This is a genomic window from Arsenicicoccus dermatophilus (assembly GCF_022568795.1).
Lineage (GTDB): Bacteria > Actinomycetota > Actinomycetes > Actinomycetales > Dermatophilaceae > Arsenicicoccus > Arsenicicoccus dermatophilus.
Map to the genome: position 1 here is coordinate 95,624 of NZ_JAKZHU010000001.1, position 19,236 is coordinate 114,859.

Annotated in this window: 14 protein-coding genes and 1 CRISPR repeat array (1 of these 15 running past the window's edge); of the genes, 3 read left to right on the plus strand and 11 right to left on the minus strand. The window is 72.6% G+C overall.

From position 1 onward, the window contains the following. The first annotated feature begins 87 nt into the window (after positions 1-87). Entirely contained in the window at positions 88-2,130 is a 2,043-nt protein-coding gene (locus MM438_RS00460) for an NAD(+) synthase (RefSeq protein ID WP_241449285.1), read from the plus strand. 49 nt (positions 2,131-2,179) lie between these two features. Here MM438_RS00460 and MM438_RS00465 read toward each other — a convergent pair whose 3' ends face one another. The 6 genes from MM438_RS00465 to MM438_RS00490 form a co-directional block, all read right to left on the minus strand. Continuing rightward, complete coding sequence (locus MM438_RS00465) at positions 2,180-2,914, minus strand: ABC transporter permease subunit (RefSeq protein ID WP_241453222.1); 735 nt, start codon at positions 2,912-2,914, stop codon at positions 2,180-2,182. Next, positions 2,911-3,825, minus strand: coding sequence for an ABC transporter ATP-binding protein (locus MM438_RS16095; RefSeq protein ID WP_277627897.1), 915 nt, complete (start codon positions 3,823-3,825; stop codon positions 2,911-2,913). Before MM438_RS16095 ends, MM438_RS00465 begins: the two co-directional genes overlap by 4 nt. Next, a complete protein-coding gene (locus MM438_RS00475; protein ID WP_241449286.1) occupies positions 3,822-4,736 on the minus strand; it encodes a hypothetical protein in 915 nt (304 codons plus the stop codon). Before MM438_RS00475 ends, MM438_RS16095 begins: the two co-directional genes overlap by 4 nt. Next, positions 4,733-5,728, minus strand: a complete 996-nt coding sequence (locus MM438_RS00480) for an ABC transporter ATP-binding protein (protein WP_241449287.1) — start codon at positions 5,726-5,728, stop codon at positions 4,733-4,735. Before MM438_RS00480 ends, MM438_RS00475 begins: the two co-directional genes overlap by 4 nt. Before the next feature lie 152 nt (positions 5,729-5,880). Beyond that, positions 5,881-6,663, minus strand: a complete 783-nt coding sequence (locus MM438_RS00485) for a VOC family protein (protein ID WP_241449288.1) — start codon at positions 6,661-6,663, stop codon at positions 5,881-5,883. 58 nt (positions 6,664-6,721) lie between these two features. Continuing rightward, positions 6,722-7,225: a low molecular weight protein-tyrosine-phosphatase gene (locus MM438_RS00490; protein ID WP_241449289.1), complete on the minus strand. Its 504-nt coding sequence runs from the start codon at positions 7,223-7,225 to the stop codon at positions 6,722-6,724. Positions 7,226-7,555: 330 nt separating this feature from the next. Here MM438_RS00490 and MM438_RS00495 point away from each other — a divergent pair, with 330 nt between their 5' ends. Then, complete coding sequence (locus tag MM438_RS00495) at positions 7,556-7,921, plus strand: peptidoglycan-binding domain-containing protein (RefSeq protein ID WP_241449290.1); 366 nt, start codon at positions 7,556-7,558, stop codon at positions 7,919-7,921. Between the two features lie 140 nt (positions 7,922-8,061). Next, on the plus strand, positions 8,062-8,445 hold the full coding sequence (locus MM438_RS00500) for a peptidoglycan-binding domain-containing protein (RefSeq protein WP_241449291.1): 384 nt from the start codon (positions 8,062-8,064) through the stop codon (positions 8,443-8,445). 47 nt (positions 8,446-8,492) lie between these two features. On the opposite strand, the gene cydC is transcribed toward MM438_RS00500, so the two are convergent. From cydC to MM438_RS00525, 5 genes are all read right to left on the minus strand, one after another. Continuing rightward, a complete protein-coding gene (gene cydC, locus MM438_RS00505; protein WP_241449292.1) occupies positions 8,493-10,175 on the minus strand; it encodes a thiol reductant ABC exporter subunit CydC in 1,683 nt (560 codons plus the stop codon). After that, positions 10,172-11,800 (minus strand): thiol reductant ABC exporter subunit CydD, encoded by a 1,629-nt coding sequence (gene cydD / locus MM438_RS00510; RefSeq protein ID WP_241449293.1) that lies wholly within the window; start codon positions 11,798-11,800, stop codon positions 10,172-10,174. The genes cydC and cydD overlap by 4 nt, the downstream gene beginning before the upstream one ends. Positions 11,801-12,017: 217 nt before the next feature. Continuing rightward, positions 12,018-13,160, minus strand: a complete 1,143-nt coding sequence (gene cydB, locus MM438_RS00515; protein WP_241449294.1) for a cytochrome d ubiquinol oxidase subunit II — start codon at positions 13,158-13,160, stop codon at positions 12,018-12,020. A gap of 11 nt (positions 13,161-13,171) precedes the next feature. Next, entirely contained in the window at positions 13,172-14,611 is a 1,440-nt protein-coding gene (locus MM438_RS00520; protein WP_241449295.1) for a cytochrome ubiquinol oxidase subunit I, read from the minus strand. Positions 14,612-14,919: 308 nt separating this feature from the next. Then, positions 14,920-15,825, minus strand: coding sequence for an alpha/beta hydrolase (locus MM438_RS00525; RefSeq protein WP_241449296.1), 906 nt, complete (start codon positions 15,823-15,825; stop codon positions 14,920-14,922). A 263-nt stretch (positions 15,826-16,088) separates the two neighbouring features. Beyond that, positions 16,089-19,236: direct repeats of the CRISPR family, unit length 29 nt; unit sequence GGAAGCACTCCCGCGGACGCGGGACGGAG (it continues 422 nt past the right edge of the window).

Genomic DNA, 19,236 nt, shown 5'->3' on the forward strand with positions numbered 1-19,236 from the left:
GGGTCTTGCCTCCGGCATACCCCGGCAGGTCCGTCTCGATCCCGCAGGTCACCCGGCCGGACCGCCGCCGGGTGGCAGGATGGCGCCATGCCCGCCGAGACCTTCCACAGCGCCTACGCCCAGGGCTTCGCCCGCGTGGCGGCCTGCACCGCCCCGACGGCCGTCGCGGACCCGGCCCGCAACGCCGACCAGGTGGTCGCCGCCGCCCGCGAGCTGCACGAGGAGGGCGTGGCGCTCGCGGTCTTCCCCGAGCTGGGGATGTCCGGCTACGCCCTGGACGACCTCTTCCTGCAGCAGCCGCTGCTCGAGGCCGTCGAGCGCGAGCTGGCACGCGTCGTCGAGGCGAGCGCTGACCTGCTGCCGATCCTCGTCGTGGGGGCACCCCTGCGCCGGCAGCACCGGCTCTACAACTGCGCCGTCGTCATCCACCGCGGCGAGATCCTCGGCGTGGCACCGAAGTCCAACCTGCCGACCTACCGCGAGTTCTACGAGCGGCGGCACTTCGCGCCCGGCGACGACGTGTCCGGCGAGATCGTCGTCGCGGGCCGCGCCGTGCCCTTCGGCCCGGACCTGCTCTTCGCCGCCACCGACGTGGCGGGCTTCGTGCTGCACGTCGAGGTGTGCGAGGACATGTGGGTGCCGGTGCCCCCGTCGGCCGAGGCGGCGCTCGCCGGCGCGACGATCCTGGCCAACCTGTCCGGCTCGCCGATCACCGTCGCCCGCGCCGAGGACCGCACCCTGCTCGCCCGCTCCGCGTCCAGCCGCTGCCTGGCGGCCTACCTGTATGCCGCTGCGGGCGAGGGCGAGTCGACGACCGACCTGTCCTGGGACGGGCAGACCTTCGTCTACGAGAACGGCGACCTGCTCGCCGAGACCGAGCGCTTCCCGCAGGGGCCGCAGCGCTCGATCGCCGACGTCGACCTCGACCGGCTCGTCGCCGAGCGGATCCGGATGGGCAGCTTCGACGACAACCGACGCACCCACCACGAGCGCGCCGGCCGCTTCCGCACCGTCGAGCTGACGCTGCAGCCGCCGCTCACCGACATCGGGCTGCGGCGCAAGGTCGACCGCTTCCCCTTCGTGCCCGACGACGCCGACCGGCTGGCGCGGGACTGCTACGAGGCCTACAACATCCAGGTCTCCGGCCTGGTGCAGCGGATGCGGGCGATCGGCAGCCCCAAGGCCGTCATCGGCGTCTCCGGGGGCCTGGACTCCACGCACGCGCTGCTCGTGTGCGCCCGCGCCATGGACCGCCTGGGCCGTCCGCGCACCGACATCCTGGCCTACACGATGCCGGGCTTCGCGACGACCGAGCACACCAGGACCAACGCTCAGCGGCTGTGCGAGCAGCTCGGGGTGACCTTCGCCGAGCTCGACATCCGGCCCGCGGCCACCCAGATGCTCAAGGACATGCACCACCCCTTCGGCGCGGGGGAGGAGGTCTACGACATCACCTTCGAGAACGTCCAGGCCGGGCTGCGCTACGACTACCTCTTCCGCCTGGCCAACCACCTGGGCGGGATCGTCGTGGGCACCGGCGACCTGTCCGAGCTCGCCCTCGGCTGGTGCACCTACGGCGTCGGCGACCAGATGTCGCACTACGGCGTCAACACCGGTGTCCCGAAGACCTTGATGCAGCACCTGATCCGCTGGTGCACGACGTCCGGGGACTTCACCGAGGAGGTCGCCGGGACGCTGCGGTCCATCCTCGACACCGAGATCAGCCCCGAGCTCGTCCCCACCAAGGAGGGCGAGAAGCCGCAGTCCACCGAGGCGTCCATCGGGCCCTACGCGCTGCAGGACTTCACGCTCTACCACGTGCTGCGGCGTGGCTACCGGCCGAGCAAGGTGGCCTTCCTCGCGTGGCACGCCTGGCACGACGAGACCGCGGGGGAGTGGCCGCCCGGGTTCCCGCAGGAGCGCCGCTCGGCCTACGACCTCGCCGAGATCCGGCACTGGCTGGAGGTCTTCTGCCAGCGCTTCGTCACCCAGCAGTTCAAGCGCTCGGCGCTGCCCAACGGCCCCAAGGTCGTCGCGGGCGGGTCGCTCTCGCCGCGCGGTGACTGGCGGATGCCCTCGGACGCGTCCCCGGCGATCTGGCTGGCCGACCTGGCGAACGTCCCCGGCTGACGGTCCGGGGCCGTCCCGACCCGGCCGGGCGCGGGTCAGGGGTGCGCGGTCAGGCGTCGGCGGCGGTGATCGACAGTCCGCTCAGGCGGTATGCCGCGAAGGCCGTGCCCACGACCAGCACGAGCAGCAGCCCCACCAGGGCATGGGTCAGCCCGATCTCGGTGGGCGCGATGACCGACATCTGACCCACCTCGCTGGCGACCCGCGTGGCCCAGGCGCCGACGGAGACCTTCTCGATCCCGCGCAGCAGGGTGCGCAGGCCGCCCTCCCACACGGTGAGGTAGAGCAGGCCCCACACCACGGCGTGCCGGGTCGAGGCCGACAGCGCGGTGAACAGCCCGCTGTAGGCCACGGCGGCAGCCGCGCCACCGGCCGCCCACCCCAGCGCCTTGACCGGCGAGTCCGGGTCGAGCAGCAGGGCGGCGAGCCCGAGGGGGAGCGCGCCCAGCACCAGCGTCGTGGCGGCCCCGGCGATGAGCTTGCTCACCACCACGTGCCAGCGGGGCACCGGCTTGGACAGCAGGTAGTAGATCGTGCCGTCCTCCAGCTCGGTGCCGAGCAGCCGGGTGGCCGTGAGCAGCGCCAGCATGGGCACCACCACGACCAGCCCGAGGGTGCCGAGGACGGCGCGCCCGGCCGGGTCGTCGGCCGAGGCGTCCGGCCCGAGGACGAACCGGGCGAAACCGGTGAGGACCAGCAGCACCGTCGGCAGCGCCAGCAGCGGCAGCAGCCGGGCACGACCGAGCACCGAGGAGAAGGCGAGACGCAGGACGACAGGGTTCATGAGGTCACCAGGTAGGAGAAGACGCTCTCGAGCGACTCGTCGGTCGGGCTGACCTCGACGAGGGTGATCCCGCGGGCGCGGGCGACGCGCGGCAGCACGTGGGTGAACCGGCCGAAGTCGCCGGCCTCCACCTCGACCCCGCCCTCCGGCCGCAGGGCGACCGCGCGCACGCAGTCGTCGCCGACCAGCGCGGCGGCGAGGACCCGGTCGTCGGTGGACCGCACGACATACCGGTTGGGCCGGTCGGTCATCAGCCGGCGGATGGCCCCGAAGTCGCCGCTCGCGGCGTGCCGGCCCGCCACGACCACCTCGACCTGGCGGGCGACCTGCTCGACCTCCTCCAGGATGTGCGAGCTGAACAGCACGGTCCGCCCGTCCGCGCCCATCCGGCGCAGCAGCTCCATCAGGTGCAGCCGCTGCCGCGGGTCCATGCCGTTGAAGGGCTCGTCGAGCAGCAGCACCTGCGGGTCGTGGACCAGGGCGCTCGCCATCTTCACGCGCTGGCGCATGCCCTTGGAGTATGTCGAGATGCGGCGTCCCGCAGGCTCGGTCATCTCCACGAGGTCCAGCGCCCGCTCGGTGGCCGCGCCGGGGTCGGACAGCCCGTGCAGGTCGGCCATCGCCCGCACGAAGGCCCGTCCGGTCAGGTGCTCCAGGATGCCCTCGCGCTCGGGCACCATCCCGAGCCGGCGATAGACCTCGGGGTGCCGCCAGGTGGGGGTGCCGTCCAGCTCGACCGAGCCCGCGGAGGGGGCGAGGAAGCCGGACATGAGGGCGAGCAGCGTGGACTTGCCGGCGCCGTTGGGGCCGAGCAGGCCGGTGACGCCGGGCCCGATCTCCATGGAGACGTCGTTGACGGCCACCAGGTCGCCGAACCACCGGGAGACGCCGTGCAGGACGAGAGTGCTCATGCCGCACCAGCCTTCGTGTAGCGACGCAGCAGGATCGCGGCGCCACCGAGCAGGGTGACGACCAGGGCGACGAGGTAGAACACCCCGTCCACGGTCGAGCGCACCGGTGGCCCGGTGGGGGCCTGGTCGAACCACCACACGCCGAGCCCCTCGGCGAGGCTGAAGGGGTTGAGCACCCCCGGCCAGGCGGGGTGGATCCCCGCGGTCGTGTAGCCGGTGCTGAGGATCGCCCCGAGCCCGCCCGCGACCGCCGAGCTCATCGTCAAGGTGGCGATGATCGCGACGATGGCCATGCCCCGACGGGTGGCCAGGCTGGCCAGGACCCCGCCGACCACGGTGAGCAGGGCCGTCAGGACCAGGATCCCGGGCAGCGCCTCCAGGGCCTTGCGCGTGTGCTCCCCGGCCGGCAGGCCCGCCAGCAGCGCGCCGACATACAGGACCACGACGGGCAGGCCCACGACCAGGAGGATGGCGACGAAGAGCGAGGCGAGCCGGGCCAGCACGTAGGTCCCGCGGCGCAGCGGGCGGGCGAGGTAGAGCGTGATCGCGCGGTAGCGCAGGTCCCGGGAGAACACCACGGGCGCCTGGGCGGCCACGAAGATCGAGGTGACCATCTGCAGCATCGTCGGGTAGCGCGCGTAGTCGACCGGGAGGGTCGAGATCGTGGTCATCGCCACGACCGACACCATCACCAGGGCGGGCAGCAGCGAGACCAGCAGGATCCCGACGGGCAGCCACTTGGCCCTGCGGGAGCGGCCGAGGCCGTAGGCGTGGCGCAGACCCTGGACGAACAGCGAGCGGGCGACGCCGCCCTCGCCGAGCCGGGGGCCGTCGTAGCCGCGGTAGCCCAGGTCGTGGATCCGGGCGCCGTGGCCGTGATCGGAGACGGGAGCCGGGGTGGGGTCCGTCATCGCGGGGCCACCTCTCGGGTCTGGAAGACGTCCTGGATGCGGTGGCGCCCGTCCTGGACCCGGACCAGACCCAGGTCGAGGTCGATCACGGTGTCCCGCACCAGGTCTCGTATGGCGCGCTCCTGCTGCTGGGTGGTCTGCGCGCTCGCCTCGGGGTCGACCGCCCACAGGCCGCCGGGCGTGATCTCGACCGACCCGTCGACGGGATGGCACACGAGCCCGTGGGCGGCCAGGGCGTTGCCGAGCAGGTCGCGCTCGGTGGCGCCGCCCAGCACCTCGACGAGCAGGCTGCCGGTGCGCTCGACGTAGTCGCTGGTCGCCGAGGACCGCAGCAGGTGACCGCCGTCGAGGACGACGACGTGGTCGCTGACCCGCTCCAGCTCGCCGAGCAGGTGGCTGGTCACCAGCACCGTGATCCCGAAGTCCGAGCCGATCCGTCGCACCAGCCCGAGCATCTCGTCGCGACTGGCCGGGTCCAGGCCGTTGGTCGGCTCGTCCAGCATGATCAGGTCCGGGTCGTGGACGAGCGCCTGGGCGAGCTTGGCGCGCTGCCGCATGCCCGTGGAGTAGGTCCCCATGTCGCGGTAGCGCTCCTCGGCCAGCCCCACGTGCCGCAGCACGTCGGCCGCGCGCTCGCGGGCGACCACGTGGGGCAGTCCCGCCATCCGCCCCATGTGCACGGTGAACTCGCTGGCGTTGACGTCGCCCGGCAGGCAGTCGTGCTCGGGCATGTAGCCCACCCGCGCGCGGATCGCCCGCCCCTCCCGGGCCACGTCGTGCCCCAGCACCTGCGCCTCGCCGCTGGTCGGCGCCAGCAGGCCGAGCAGCACCTTGATCAGCGTCGACTTGCCCGCGCCGTTGGCCCCGACGAGCCCGGTCACGCCGGGCCCGATCTGCAGGTCCAGCCCGTCCAGCGCCCGCACCCGCGGATAGACCTTGGTCAGCCCCCGGGTGCGGATCACCGGCGGGCCGTCTCCCCCTGTGACGTCCATGGGCCTCAACCTAGTGGCGATACGGGGGGATCGGCACCAGGGAGGACCCTGATGTCGACCCCGACCCGCCCGAGGGGGCTCCGGTCCGCCCGAGGGGGCCGCCGCAGCGCAGGTCTTCGCGCGGGGTCGCGCGAGCCTGCGCCGCCGCGGCGTCACTCGTCGACGTGCTCCGGACGGATCACGCTGAAGATCTCGCCCTGCGGCCCGCTCAGGACCGCGAGCTCGCCGAAGGGGCCCTCGGTGACGTCCATCAGCACGGTGCCGCCGAGCTGGGTGCAGCGCGCGGCCGCGGCCCGCGGGTCCTCGGCGAAGAAGTAGGTCATCCAGTGGGCGCGGTACTCCTCGCCGTACTCCTCGCCGATCTGCCCGAGCCCGGCCACGAGCCGCCCGCTCGGCGTGATCATCGTGGCGTAGGCGAAGGACCCGTCGGGCTCGGTGAACTCCTCGAAGGAGAAGCCGAAGACCTCGCTGTAGTAGCCCATCGCGTCCTCGTGGTCGCGCACCATGAGCTCGTTCCAGACGGGTGCGTGCTCCTCGTTGTAGCGCTCGATCCCGTTGAGGGGAGCGGGCTCCCACAGCCCGAAGTGGGCGCCGCTGGGCTCCGTGAGCAGGGCGATGGTGGCCATCCCGGGCAGCGTCGTGGGCGGGAGCAGCTCCGTGGCGCCCTCGGCCTTGGCGTGCGCGATGGTGAGGTAGACGTCGTCGACGGCGAGGTAGGTCGTCCAGACCGCGGGCCACTCGGCGCCCCGCGGCTTGGGCCCGATGCCGGCCACGCGCAGCCCGCCGCTGGTCATGAAGGCATAGCCGTCGGGGCCCTGGGTCGTCTCCCAGCCGAACAGCTGCTCGTAGAACCGCGACGCGCTCGCCGGGTCGTCGGCCATCAGGTCGGGCCAGCAGGGGGTGCCCTGGGGCCAGGGCGTCATGCGGATCGGCATAGGAGCTCCTCGAGGTGGTGGATGCTTGCGCCTAGTCCACCAGAGCGGGCGGCGGCTGTCACCGAGCGGGGGGTATGCCGACGAGCGGGCGCACGTGCTCGACCACCCCACGCATGGCCGCCTCCACCTCGTCGCGGCAGCGGTCGAAGCCCGCCGCGTCGCCGTAGTAGGGGTCGTCCACCTCCAGCGTGCCTGCGGCGACGGCGGACTCGTCGAACTCGCGTATCAGCCGGACCTTGTCGCGGTCGTCGGGGGTCGGGGCGTGCCGCTGCAGCTCCCGCTGGTGGCCACGGTCGGCGACCAGGACGAGGTCCCGCTCGGCATACCAGGATCGCTGCCACTGGCGGGCGCGGTGGGCGGAGCCGTCATACCCGCCGCCGGTCAGGGCGGTGAGGGTGCGCGGGTCGGCGCCGTCGCCCTCGTGCCAGCCGCCGGTGCCCGCGGAGTCCACCTCGACCTGGTCGCCGAGTCCGGCCTCGTCGAGCAGGTGGCGCAGGATCACCTCGCCCATGGGGGAGCGGCAGATGTTGCCCGTGCAGATGACACAGATGCGATACGCCATGTCCCGAACCTACCGGCGGCGGTCGGGTCCGCCGGGATCGGTGCCGCAGGCGGGTCCGACCGCCGCCGGTACGTCTGACGACTCCCTTGCTCATGCCACTCTTATGGCTGATAATAGCGTCATAGGGTTATGTGTTCTTACTAATCCGTGGTTAATGGGTCGCCCAGGGTGCCGTGGCACGCCTGAACAGGGGTCAATGTTGGGCAGAGTGCTCTTGCCATTGCGGAGCGCAACATGTCGGTGCCAGGGTGAACGTGGCCGCCGGGGGGTAGCCCAGATCTCTTTCACCCAGACGCTGTTCGCTGTCCCTCATGTGAATGGAGCAGACTCATGCGCAAGCTCGTCGGTGCCGTCCTCGGCGCCTCCCTCATGCTCGGTGGCGCCGCTGCTACCGCTCCCGTGGCTCAGGCCGCGCCCGTTCGTCCGATCACCGGTGCGGCCTATGGGTGCAACTACAGCCACAACCACACCCAGATCCTCAGGTACGGCTCGAAGGGGGCGGCCGTGAAGCAGGCCCAGTGCCTTCTGAACGCCAACAACCGCATCATGGGCCTGGGCCTGCCCAACCTGGCCGTCGACGGCGACTACGGCGACCGCACCTACCAGATGGTAATCCGTTTCCAGAAGGCGATGGAGATCAAGGCCGACGGCATCGTCGGTCCCCAGACCTGGTACTGGCTCGAGAAGACGAACTGACGCCGGTTCCGGCTGGCTGCAGTCTCTTCACGACGGTGGGAGTCTCCATGGTGGAGGCGCCCACCGTCCGTCGTCAGCGGTGTCCACCCGCTGACGGGTGTCGATGCCTCCTCGCCAGACCACCTCACCCAGGAGCTTTCGTGCGCACGATCATCGCTGGCGTTCTCGGCGCCTCCCTCCTCCTCGGCGGCACCGCCGCCACCGCATCGGCCACCGGCACGGCCACGGGCACCGACCGGGTCTGCACCTACCTGCGCCCCGGTGAGGCTCCGGGACCGCTGCGACACGGCTCGACCGGACGCGTGGTGAAGCAGCTGCAGTGCCTGCTCAACCTCGCGGTCGTCGAGCTCGGGCTCGAGGACGCCGACGGGAAGCCGCTGGCGCCGCTCGCCCTCGACGGCTCGTTCGGAGCCGCGACGCAGCACCGGATCGTGCTCGTCCAGCGGGCGCTGCTCCTGCCCGCTGACGGGCCTGTCGGTCCTCGGCTCTGGGCCATCCTGGAGTCGTACGACACCAGCCGCTGATCATCTGCGGGCGGTCTGTCCTCGGAGGGGCCGCCCGCGGCGTGCTGTCAGCCGAGGCGCAGCTCGCGATCGAATCCCGCCACCCCGTCCTCGCGGTGGCTCACCATCACCACGGTGCGCCCCGCCCGGGCGGCCAGCAGGTCGTCGAGCACCGCGGTGGCCGTCGCGTGGTCGAGGTGGGCGACCGGTTCGTCGAGCAGCACCACGGGCCGCTCGGACAGGATCGCCCGGGCCAGCGCCAGCCGGGCCCGCTCGCCCCCGGAGACGCCGCGGTGCCCGCTGCCGAGCATGGTGTCCAGTCCGTCGGGCAGGTCGTCGAGCCAGGGGCCGAGGCCGGCGCGGGTCAGCGCGGTCCGCAGCGCGTCGTCGTCGGCGTCGGGACGGGCCAGCCGGAGGTTCTCGCGGACCGTGGACGCGAAGACGTGCGGCTCGTCGTCGAGCAGCGCCACCTGGCCGCGCAGCGAGTCCACCCGCAGGTCACGGGAGCTCGCGCCGTCGACGAGGACCTCACCGCTTGCCGGGTCGAGGTGGGTGGCGAGCACGGCGAGCAGCGTGGACTTGCCCGAGCCGTTGGGGCCGGTGACGAGCACGGCCTCCCCGGGCGCGATCTCCGTGGTGACCGGGCCGACGGCGTCCCGGTCCGGCGTCCAGCGAGCGGTCACGTCCTGCAGGTTGATCCGCGGCGGTATGCCGGGGAGGGCGCCCACCTCGCCCGCCCCGTGAGGACCGAGCGGGGGGTCCTGGTCGACCAGGGCCTCCAGCCGCTCGCCGCTCGCCTCGGCACGGGCCCAGGCGCCCATCGCATCCGGCAGCGGGGTGAACGCGTCGGCGGCGGCGACGGGGGTGAGCACGAGCAGCGCGGCGATGGCGTCGCCGAAGCCTGCGACCACCAGCCCGTGCGCGTAGGCCGCCATGGCGAGGGTGCCTGCGCCGCAGGCGATCCCGGTGAGCGCCAGGCCCAGGGCCCGCCCTCGTGCGCGACGGGCGTTGGCGGCGGCGAGGCGCCCGTGGGCCTCGGCCAGCCAGGTGTCGGCCGCGGCGGTGGCGCCGATCGCCTGCAGCTCCAGCGCGTTGGCGGTGACCAGCGTGGCGACGCGGGCGACCTCGGCCCGGGCGGCCAGCCAGTCCCGCTGCGCCGCCCGCTCGCTCGCGAGGACGAGCCAGGCCACCAGCGCGCAGGCGACGAGGACGGCGGCGACGATCCCGGCCGCGACGTAGGAGAACAGCGCCGTCGCCACGATCGTCAGCAGCCCGGCCAGGGCGGACCCGATGACGGGGACGACCACCCGCACCTGGGCATAGACGCGATCCTCCAGGTCGTCCACCGCCCCGGTGAGCACCTCGCTGCGCGACCGCCGTCCGAGGCGGGCCGGGGTGAGCGGCACCAGCGCGGCATAGGCCGCCACCCGCTGGTCCGCCAGGTCCCCCAGGGCCGCGTCGTGCGAGCGCACCCGCTCCCCGTAGCGCAGCACCGGGCGCGCCATGCCGAAGGCACGCACCGCCACGATCGCCGCCATCAGCGTGAGGATCTGCGGTCGGTGGGAGGCGGCGACGATCAGCCAGCCGGAGGTGGTGGTCAGGGCGATGCCGCTGGCGGTGGACAGGCCCCCGAGCGCGGCGGCGCCGCCGATCCCGCGGGGCATGCGCCAGACCCCGGCGAGCCGCCCGCGGCGTCCGCCCGGGTGGCGACCGGCGCGGGGCTCGGGCCGGGGAGCGCGGTCGGGCTTCACCGGGCCACCACCTGGTCGGCGTCCCGCCCGGCGGGGGAGAGGACGACGTGCTGGTCGGCGTGCCCGACCAGGCCGCCGCGGTGGGTGACCACGACGACGGCGCGGTCGCGGGCGAGGTCGCGGATCACCCCCTCCACCAGGGCCGTCGACGCGGGGTCCAGGTGGGCGGTGGGCTCGTCGAGGGCGATCAGGTCGGCGTCGCTCAGCAGCGCGCGCGCGACCCCGAGCCGCGCGCGCTGACCGGCGCTCAGCCCGAAGCCGTCGTCGCCGAGCAGCGTCCCGAGCCCGTCGGGCAGGCCGCGCACCAGCTCGCCCAGCCCGACGCGGTCGAGCGCGGCGAGCAGGGTGTCGTCGTCGGCCGGGCCCGCCAGGGTGAGGTTGTGCCGGATCGACCCCGCCGCCAGGAAGGGCCGCTGGGTCACCAGGTGGCTGGGCGCCGCCTGCGTCATACCTGCGCCGGGCTCGCGCAACCCGCACAGCAGCTCCAGCGCGGTGGTCTTGCCGCAGCCGGAGGGGCCGGTGACCACGGTCAGGCCGCGCGGGACCGCGAGGGACAGGCCGCGCAGCACGTCCCGGTCGCCGCCCGGATGGCGATAGCTCACCCCCGCCAGCAGCGCCACGGTCCCCTCCGCGGGTCGGAGCGCGGGCCCCTGGGCCTGCGGGCTCATGCCGGCCGGCTCGGCCAGCGCGTCCGCCACCGCCCCCACGGCCTCGGCACCGTCCGCCGCCGCGTGGAACTCCTGGCCCACCCGCCGCACCGGCCAGTAGGCCTCGGGCGCCAGCAGGATTGCCGCCAGCCCGGTCCCGAGTCCCAGCTGCCCCTGCGTGAGGCGCAGCCCGACCGACACCGCCACCAGCGCCACCGCGATCGTCGCCAGCAGCTCCAGCGCCGCCGAGGACAGGAAGGCCATCCGCAGCGTCTCCACCGTCGCCCGCCGGTGCCGCTGGGAGACCTCCCCGATCGTCTCGGTCTGCCGCTCGCCACGGCCGTACGCCACGAGGGTCGGCAGCCCGCGCATCAGGTCGAGGAAGTGTCCGGCCAGCGCGGTCATCGCCCGCCAGCGCCGGTCGGAGGCGTCGGCGGTCGCCTTGCCGATCAGCGCGGCGAAGAGCGGCAGCAGCGGCAGGGTCAGCACCACGATCAGCGCCGACCACAGGTCCATGAGGAGCAGGGTGACCACGACCAGCGCCGGGAGCACGGCCGCGGCGACCAGCGCCGGCAGGTAGCGCGCGACATAGGTCTCGATGCTGGTGGTGCCCTGCGCCGCGAGGGTCTGGGCTGCGGCGGGCTCGGGACGGCCTTCCGGCATACGGCCCAGCCAGGTCTGCAGCAGCCGCGCCCGCAGGCCACAGCTCACCTCGGTGCCCGCCCGGGACGCGACGAGCTCGGTGGCCGCGGTCAGCAGCGCACGTATGCCGAGGACCACGGCCAGCCACGCCACCGGCCCGGCCACCGCAGGAGTGGTCACCGCTCCGCCCCGCGTCACCGCCACCACGACCGCCGCCACGGCGAAGGCCTGCCCGATCGCGGCGACGCCTTGGGCCACGCCGATGGCGGCGAGCAGCAGGACGGGTCCGCGGGCGCCGGGTGCGAGGGCGAGCAGTCGGCGGTCGAAGGGTTTCACCGGGGCGGTTCCTGCTCTCTGGGTCGGGACGGGTTCGGCGGGCGGGGCCGTGCTGGGTAGGCGGGGTTCCGAGCGGACGACCCGGCCTGACCAGCCCGGCCGCACCCGGTCGGGCCGGCCGGCATGCCGTGAGGGTCTGCTCCGACGATTGTCGGGGCAGACCCTCACGATTCCTGGGAGGCGGCGGGTCGCCTGCCCGGGTGGAGCAGCCGCTGAGTCAGTGGGCGCGGGTGGCGCCGCTCCCGGCACCGCTGCCGCCCGCGCGGATGGAGCGGCCGGCGGTGTCCACCAGACCGGTGTCCACCAGACCGGCGGCCTCGAGCTCGGTGACCTCGCGGGGTTCGTGGGCGTCGGGGATGTGGTGGACGCCGATGCGCTTGCGGAAGATCCAGTAGGTCCACGCGGTGTAGGCCAGCACGATCGGCGTGAACACGAGGGCCGCGCCGGTCATGATCTTGAGCGTCAGCGGGGTGCTGGCGGCGTTCTCGTGGGTGAGCGACCAGGCCGGGTCGAGCGAGGACGGCATCACGTCGGGGAACAGGGCGGTGAACAGCGCGAACACGACGAACGCGATGGCCAGCGCGCTGCAGGTGAAGCCGATGCCCTCGCGTCCGGCGAGGGTCATGACGATCCCCACGACCCAGAGGGCGGCGGCGAGCAGGGTGAGGACCCAGGCGACGGGGTTGCCGGTCTTGAGCATCGTCCACACCATGAAGGCGACGCAGACGACGGCGGCGACCAGCCCCGACCTGAAGGCGACCCTGCGGGCGTCCTCGCGGATCTCGCCGGTGGTCTTGAGCGCGACGAAGGTCGCGCCGTGGGTGAGGAAGACGAGCAGCGTCGTCAGACCGCCCAGCAGGCCGTGCGGGTTGAGCAGGGTGAGCAGGTTGCCCGTGAACTCCTTGTGCTGGTCGATCGGCGTGCCGCCCACGATGTTGGCGAAGGCGACGCCCCACAGCAGGGCGGGGAGGAAGGAGCCGATGACGATGCACGTGTCCCAGTTGCGGCGCCACGCCACGTCGTCGCGCTTGTGGCGGTACTCGAAGCCCATGTTGCGGATGATCAGGGCGACCAGGATCAGCAGCAGGGGCAGGTAGAACCCGGAGAAGAGGGTGGCGTACCAGTGCGGGAACGCCGCGAAGGTCGCGCCGCCGGCGGTGAGCACCCACACCTCGTTGCCGTCCCAGTGGGGGCCGATGGTGTTGAGCAGGACACGGCGACGACGGTCGTCGTCCACCCCGTCACGGCCCTTGCCGAGGATCGGCATGAGCATGCCGACGCCGAAGTCGAATCCCTCGAGGACGAAGTAGCCGGTCCACAGGACCGCGATCAGGACGAACCAGATGACAGACAGATCCATGACGAGGCTCCTCAGTAGGCGAAGACGAGGGGACGGTCCTCGCCGGCGTCGGCGGGCGACTGGGGATCGACCGGCTCCGCACCGACGCGGGTGTACTTGAGGAAGAGCTTGACCTCGACGACGGCCAGCGCGGCATACAGCGCGGTGTAGACGACCATCGAGACGAGGACGGACCAGGCCGGGACGGAGGGGCTGACGCCCGACGCCGTCGTCATCTGGCCGAAGACGATCCAGGGCTGGCGACCCACCTCGGTGAAGATCCAGCCGAAGGAGATGGCGAGGACCGGCAGCAGCGGGCTCCAGATCACCAGGTGCTTCCACCACCGGGCGGTGGGCGGCGTCCGGCCCTTGCGGGTGGCGAAGAGGGCCAGCAGCGAGCACAGCATCGACAGGAAGCCCACGCCCATCATCAGGCGGAAGGTCCAGTAGGTGGTGGGGACGTTGGGCACGTAGTCCGTGGCCTTGTCCGCGGTGCGCGGGGTGCCGGCGTACTGGGTCTGGTAGTCCGCCTGGATGTCGCGGATGCCCTTGACCTCGGCGTCGAAGGAGCCGTGGCCGAGGAAGCTCAGCAGGCCGGGCACCTCGATGATGCGCCTGGCCTGCGAGCCGTCGAGCGAGCCGATCGACAGGACGGAGAAGGACGCGGGCTTCTCGGTGTGGTAGAGGCCTTCGGCGACGGCCATCTTCATGGGCTGCACCTCGGTCATCACCTTGCCCTGCAGGTCGCCGGTGATGACCACGCCGAAGGACGCGACGAGGGACATGACGGCGCCGACCTGGACCGCCTTGCGGTACATCTCGCGGTCGCGGTCCGCGATCGGGCCGCGGCGCAGCCAGTGCCACAGCGCGACGCCCAGGACCACGCCGCCACCGGTCATGTAGGAGCTGAGGACGACGTGGGGGAAGGTGACGAGCTGGACCTTGTTGGTGAGCACGGCGACGAAGTCCGCCATCTCGGCGCGGCCGGTCTGCGGGTTGAACCGGTAGCCCACCGGGTTCTGCATGAACGAGTTGGCCGCGAGGATGAAGTAGGCGCTGAGCACGGTGCCGATGTGGGTGATCCACATGGTCCACGCGTGCAGCTTCTCCGGGATCCGGCCCCAGCCGAAGATCCACAGCCCGAGGAAGGTCGACTCCATGAAGAACGCGAGGAGCGCCTCGAAGGCCAGCGGCGCGCCGAAGATGTCACCGACGAAGCGGGAGTAGTCCGACCAGTTCATCCCGAACTGGAACTCCTGCACGATGCCCGTGACCAGGCCGAGCGCGAAGTTGATGGTGAACAGCTTGCCGAGCCACTTGGCCAGGCGCAGGTACTCCGGGTTGCGGGTGCGCACCCAGGCGGTGTGGTAGCCGGCGACGACGGCCGACAGGCCGATCGTGATCGGCACGAAGAGGAAGTGATACACGGTGGTGATGGCGAACTGCCACCGTGCCAGGTCCAGGTTGCTCATGAAGTCCCCGTCTGCAGAGCGGTGGTGAACATCAGAAGATTACCCACCGGTTACCCCCGGTCTCACCGCGTTGTGGACAACGGAACCCCCGTGTGACCTGCGGTTTTATGAGCACGTGGCGTCACTCTCCTCCCCCGTCTGCGCGAGAGGGCCTGGGTATGAGCGCGGTTCGCCCGGGCCCCGGCCGCACGGTCCCCCTCGACGCGGACGGACCGTGTGACTGACATCACCGTTCGTACGTCGGGGGGCCTGGTGGCGTCTCGTCCGTGACCTGTTCCTTCCCTGCGCGTCCCGGCGCAGCGGGGGCTTCACTGCCCGCGGGTGAACCTGCCCAGGTCGGCGATGGCCTCCCGGGCCTGGCGCAGGTGGGCGTGGTGCAGGTGCCAGACGTGGATCTGGCCACGCCAGGTCTCCAGGGTGACGTCGACGCCGGCGGTGGTCAGGGCGGAGTGCAGCCGCCGGGAGTCGCTGAGCAGCACCTCGCGGGTGCCCACCTGGATGAGGGTGGGGGGCAGGCCCGTCAGGTCGGCATACAGGGGAGAGGCCAGCGGGTGCCGAGGGTGGGCGCCGGCGAGGTAGGTCTGGGCGAAGCTCGCGCAGCCGGCTGCGTCGACGAGAGGGTCGGCGCCGGCGTTGCTGACGAGGGTGCGGCCCGTCCCGGCCAGGTCGACCCAGGGCGAGACCAGGGTCGCGCAGGCCGGCAGCGGAAGCCCCCGGTCGCGGGCCGTGAGCATCATCGCCACGGCCAGACCACCGCCGGCGGAGTCGCCGCCGACCACGATCTCGCGCCCGGACCAGCCCCGGACGAGCAGCGACCGGTAGGCCGCGAGGGCGTCCTCCACCGCCATGGGGAAGGGGTTCTCCGGAGCGAGGCGGTAGAGGGGGTGCACGAAGGGGTGGCCGCAGGCGCGGGCGATCTCGGCGACCATGCTCCCGTGGCTGGCGTGCGAGCCCTGGACGTAGGCGCCGCCGTGCAGCCACAGGCCGATCCGGCCGGTGTCCCCGTCGGGCGGGGTGAGCTCGACCGCGGGGACGGCCCCGAGCGACACGCAGCGCTGGGTGATGTCGTCGGCGACCGGGCTTCCCCAGCCGTCGTAGTAGCGGCGGCCCTCCTCCAGGCCCTCCGGCCAGTCCTGCGGGGCCAGACGTCGCAGGAGCGCCGCCAGCTGCGCCTCGTCGTCGGCGGTGAACTCCTGGTGATCAACCGTGGTCAACGTATATTCCTCTCCACCAACACAATTCGCGCGGACGGAGGAAAGGTTAGGCCTTTGCCCGGGATGTTGGCGACGCTCGACATGAGGTCGGTCCGGACCCCTCACCTTCCGTATGACGACACCCTGGTCCCCGTAGTCACCGGCGCGCCCCACCCGCCTCCGGGGTCGACCGCCCGGCCCACCTCCCGGCAGGGGCCCCTGGTGGTCACCCACGTCGACTCCTGTCGGCGACCGGGCAGGTCTGACCGACCCCTGTGCGCTCGAGGTGGACTCCCGCTGACGCGGGACGGAGTCCTCGGCCTGCTCGTCGACGGCGGTGAAGTAGGAAGCACTCCCGCGGACGCGGGACGGAGAGGATCGGCTTGGCGGGCGCTTCGGGTGATGGTGGAAGTACTCCCGCGGACGCGAGACGGAGGTGACCGTTGAGAAGGCCCTCGCCTTCCTGAAGGAAGCACTCCCGCGGACGCGGGACGGAACCGGTGGCGACGCGAAGAAGTACGCCGAGGCGGGAAGCACTCCCGCGGACGCGGGACGGAGTCGCCGTCCGGGACGGCGATCGGCTGCGATGGGGAAGCACTCTCGCGGACGCGGGACGGAGGTGGTGGCTGCTCAACGAGCCCGATAAGTTGGTGGAAGCACTCCCGCGGACGCGGGACGGAGGACACCCCGACGAGCACACCCGAGCCGGTCCTGGAAGCACTCCCGCGGACGCGGGACGGAGGCCTCCCGCTCGATCGCGAGCCGCACCAGCATGGAAGCACTCCCGCGGACGCGGGACGGAGTCCTGGGCGAACCACGCGACGAGGCGGACGAGGGAAGCACTCCCGCGGACGCGGGACGGAGCCCGCCACACCCCGTCGACGATCCGGCGAAAAGGAAGCACTCCCGCGGACGCGGGACGGAGGCACGGACAGGGTGGCGCTACGCCCCACGGTGGGAAGCACTCCCGCTGACGCGGGACGGAGTCGAGTACGACCACCCCCGCTCCAAAGCCATCGGAAGCACTCCCGCGGACGCGGGACGGAGTCCTCGGCGGTGTTTCCATCGGGCGCGTTGAGGGAAGCACTCCCGCGGACGCGGGACGGAGTCGTCACGGATGGCGAGGCGCAGCGGGCCGAGGGAAGCACTCCCGCGGACGCGGGACGGAGAGTAGGGGAACGGGGTGCCGTCGATGGTGAGGGGAAGCACTCCCGCGGACGCGGGACGGAGGAGAAAGTCTTGAGGCGGGCGCCCATCAGCCGGGAAGCACTCCCGCGGACGCGGGACGGAGGCTCCAGGATCCGCCGTGAAGACCCCGGCGTAGGAAGCACTCCCGCGGACGCGGGACGGAGCGAGGCGAGCCAGATCAACGAGGCCTACGAGCGGAAGCACTCCCGCGGACGCGGGACGGAGTCCCGCTGGCCACGCCACCACGACTGCGTCTGGGAAGCACTCCCGCGGACGCGGGACGGAGTCCTTCGTGGTCCCCCCGAACATGCTGGAGAGGGAAGCACTCCCGCGGACGCGGGACGGAGACGCGGTCGCGCGGTTGCGGCGGGCTGGGCTGGGAAGCACTCCCGCGGACGCGGGACGGAGGTGAACGTGTAGGTCATGCCCTGCGTCACCTTGGAAGCACTCCCGCGGACGCGGGACGGAGCGGCGGGTGCGCTGCCAGTCGATGAACAGGATGGAAGCACTCCCGCGGACGCGGGACGGAGCTGGCGGGGGCGGGTTGTCCGGGAAACTGTGGGGAAGCACTCCCGCGGACGCGGGACGGAGGTGACGCGCATGAACAGGCCGTCGTTGATGCGGGAAGCACTCCCGCGGACGCGGGACGGAGTCACCGATGACGAGACCCGTTGTCAGGTCGGTTGGGAAGCACTCCCGCGGACGCGGGACGGAGGGCACGAGCCGCAGCTCACCGGCCGCGCCCATGGAAGCACTCCCGCGGACGCGGGACGGAGTCAGAGGGGGCCCCGCCGCGCGCGGCGGGGGAGGAAGCACTCCCGCGGACGCGGGACGGAGGCCGCGGGGTGGCGCATCGCGTTCCCGGGCCTGGAAGCACTCCCGCGGACGCGGGACGGAGTCGTCCCCCAGCCCTATGTTGCCTGGACCCAGGGAAGCACTCCCGCGGACGCGGGACGGAGGCTGCGGTGCGTCGGGTGGCGGCGTCGAGGTCGGAAGCACTCCCGCGGACGCGGGACGGAGGGGTTGGGGATGGAGAAGCCGGCCGCGGCGGCGGAAGCACTCCCGCGGACGCGGGACGGAGATCAGCAGCGCCAGGCGCAGGTGCTCGGCCCAGGAAGCACTCCCGCGGACGCGGGACGGAGTCATCGCGTCGGCGCTGAAGAAGGAGGAGCTCGGAAGCACTCCCGCGGACGCGGGACGGAGGTCGATCTTCCCCGAGAAGTAGATCCCGGCCCGGAAGCACTCCCGCGGACGCGGGACGGAGCCGTCGGGCAATTCAAGAACTCACCTCTGCGCGGAAGCACTCCCGCGGACGCGGGACGGAGACAAGCTCTCCCGCCGCGCCGGGTCCCACGGCGGAAGCACTCCCGCGGACGCGGGACGGAGAATCCGCCACCGCCGCCGCCGGCGGCTGCGAGGGAAGCACTCCCGCGGACGCGGGACGGAGCCCGACCCGGACCACAGCATCGACTCGATGTGGGAAGCACTCCCGCGGACGCGGGACGGAGCTGCTGGGTGGTTACGCGGAGTGAGTGTTCATGGAAGCACTCCCGCGGACGCGGGACGGAGCAGGCCCTCGTGCGGCCCATCGATGCGGATCAGGAAGCACTCCCGCGGACGCGGGACGGAGGGTCTTCCCACCTGGCGCGAGCGTCCTTGCCGGGAAGCACTCCCGCGGACGCGGGACGGAGCCGACAAGCCCTACGCCGTCGACCGCACCCCCGGAAGCACTCCCGCGGACGCGGGACGGAGTCGCCACCCCAACCAAGACCGACCACCAAGCGGGAAGCACTCCCGCGGACGCGGGACGGAGCGGCGGTGCTCGGGGCCGCGGTGGATGGTGCGGGAAGCACTCCCGCGGACGCGGGACGGAGGCACGCGCGCCTTCTCCAGCTGCCTCAAGACCGGAAGCACTCCCGCGGACGCGGGACGGAGGCGGTGATGGTGGCGGCGCACCAGGGGGAGCCGGAAGCACTCCCGCGGACGCGGGACGGAGTCGGTGAGGGCCTGGTCGACCTTGGCGGCGTTGGAAGCACTCCCGCGGACGCGGGACGGAGGTGCGGGCTGTGAGAGTGACCCTCCCCTGATCGGAAGCACTCCCGCGGACGCGGGACGGAGGCGACGGTCACGGCCGGCTGCTGGAAGGGCACGGAAGCACTCCCGCGGACGCGGGACGGAGAGGCCCGGGCGGGCCGTCGGCGCGGCGAACTGTGGAAGCACTCCCGCGGACGCGGGACGGAGTGG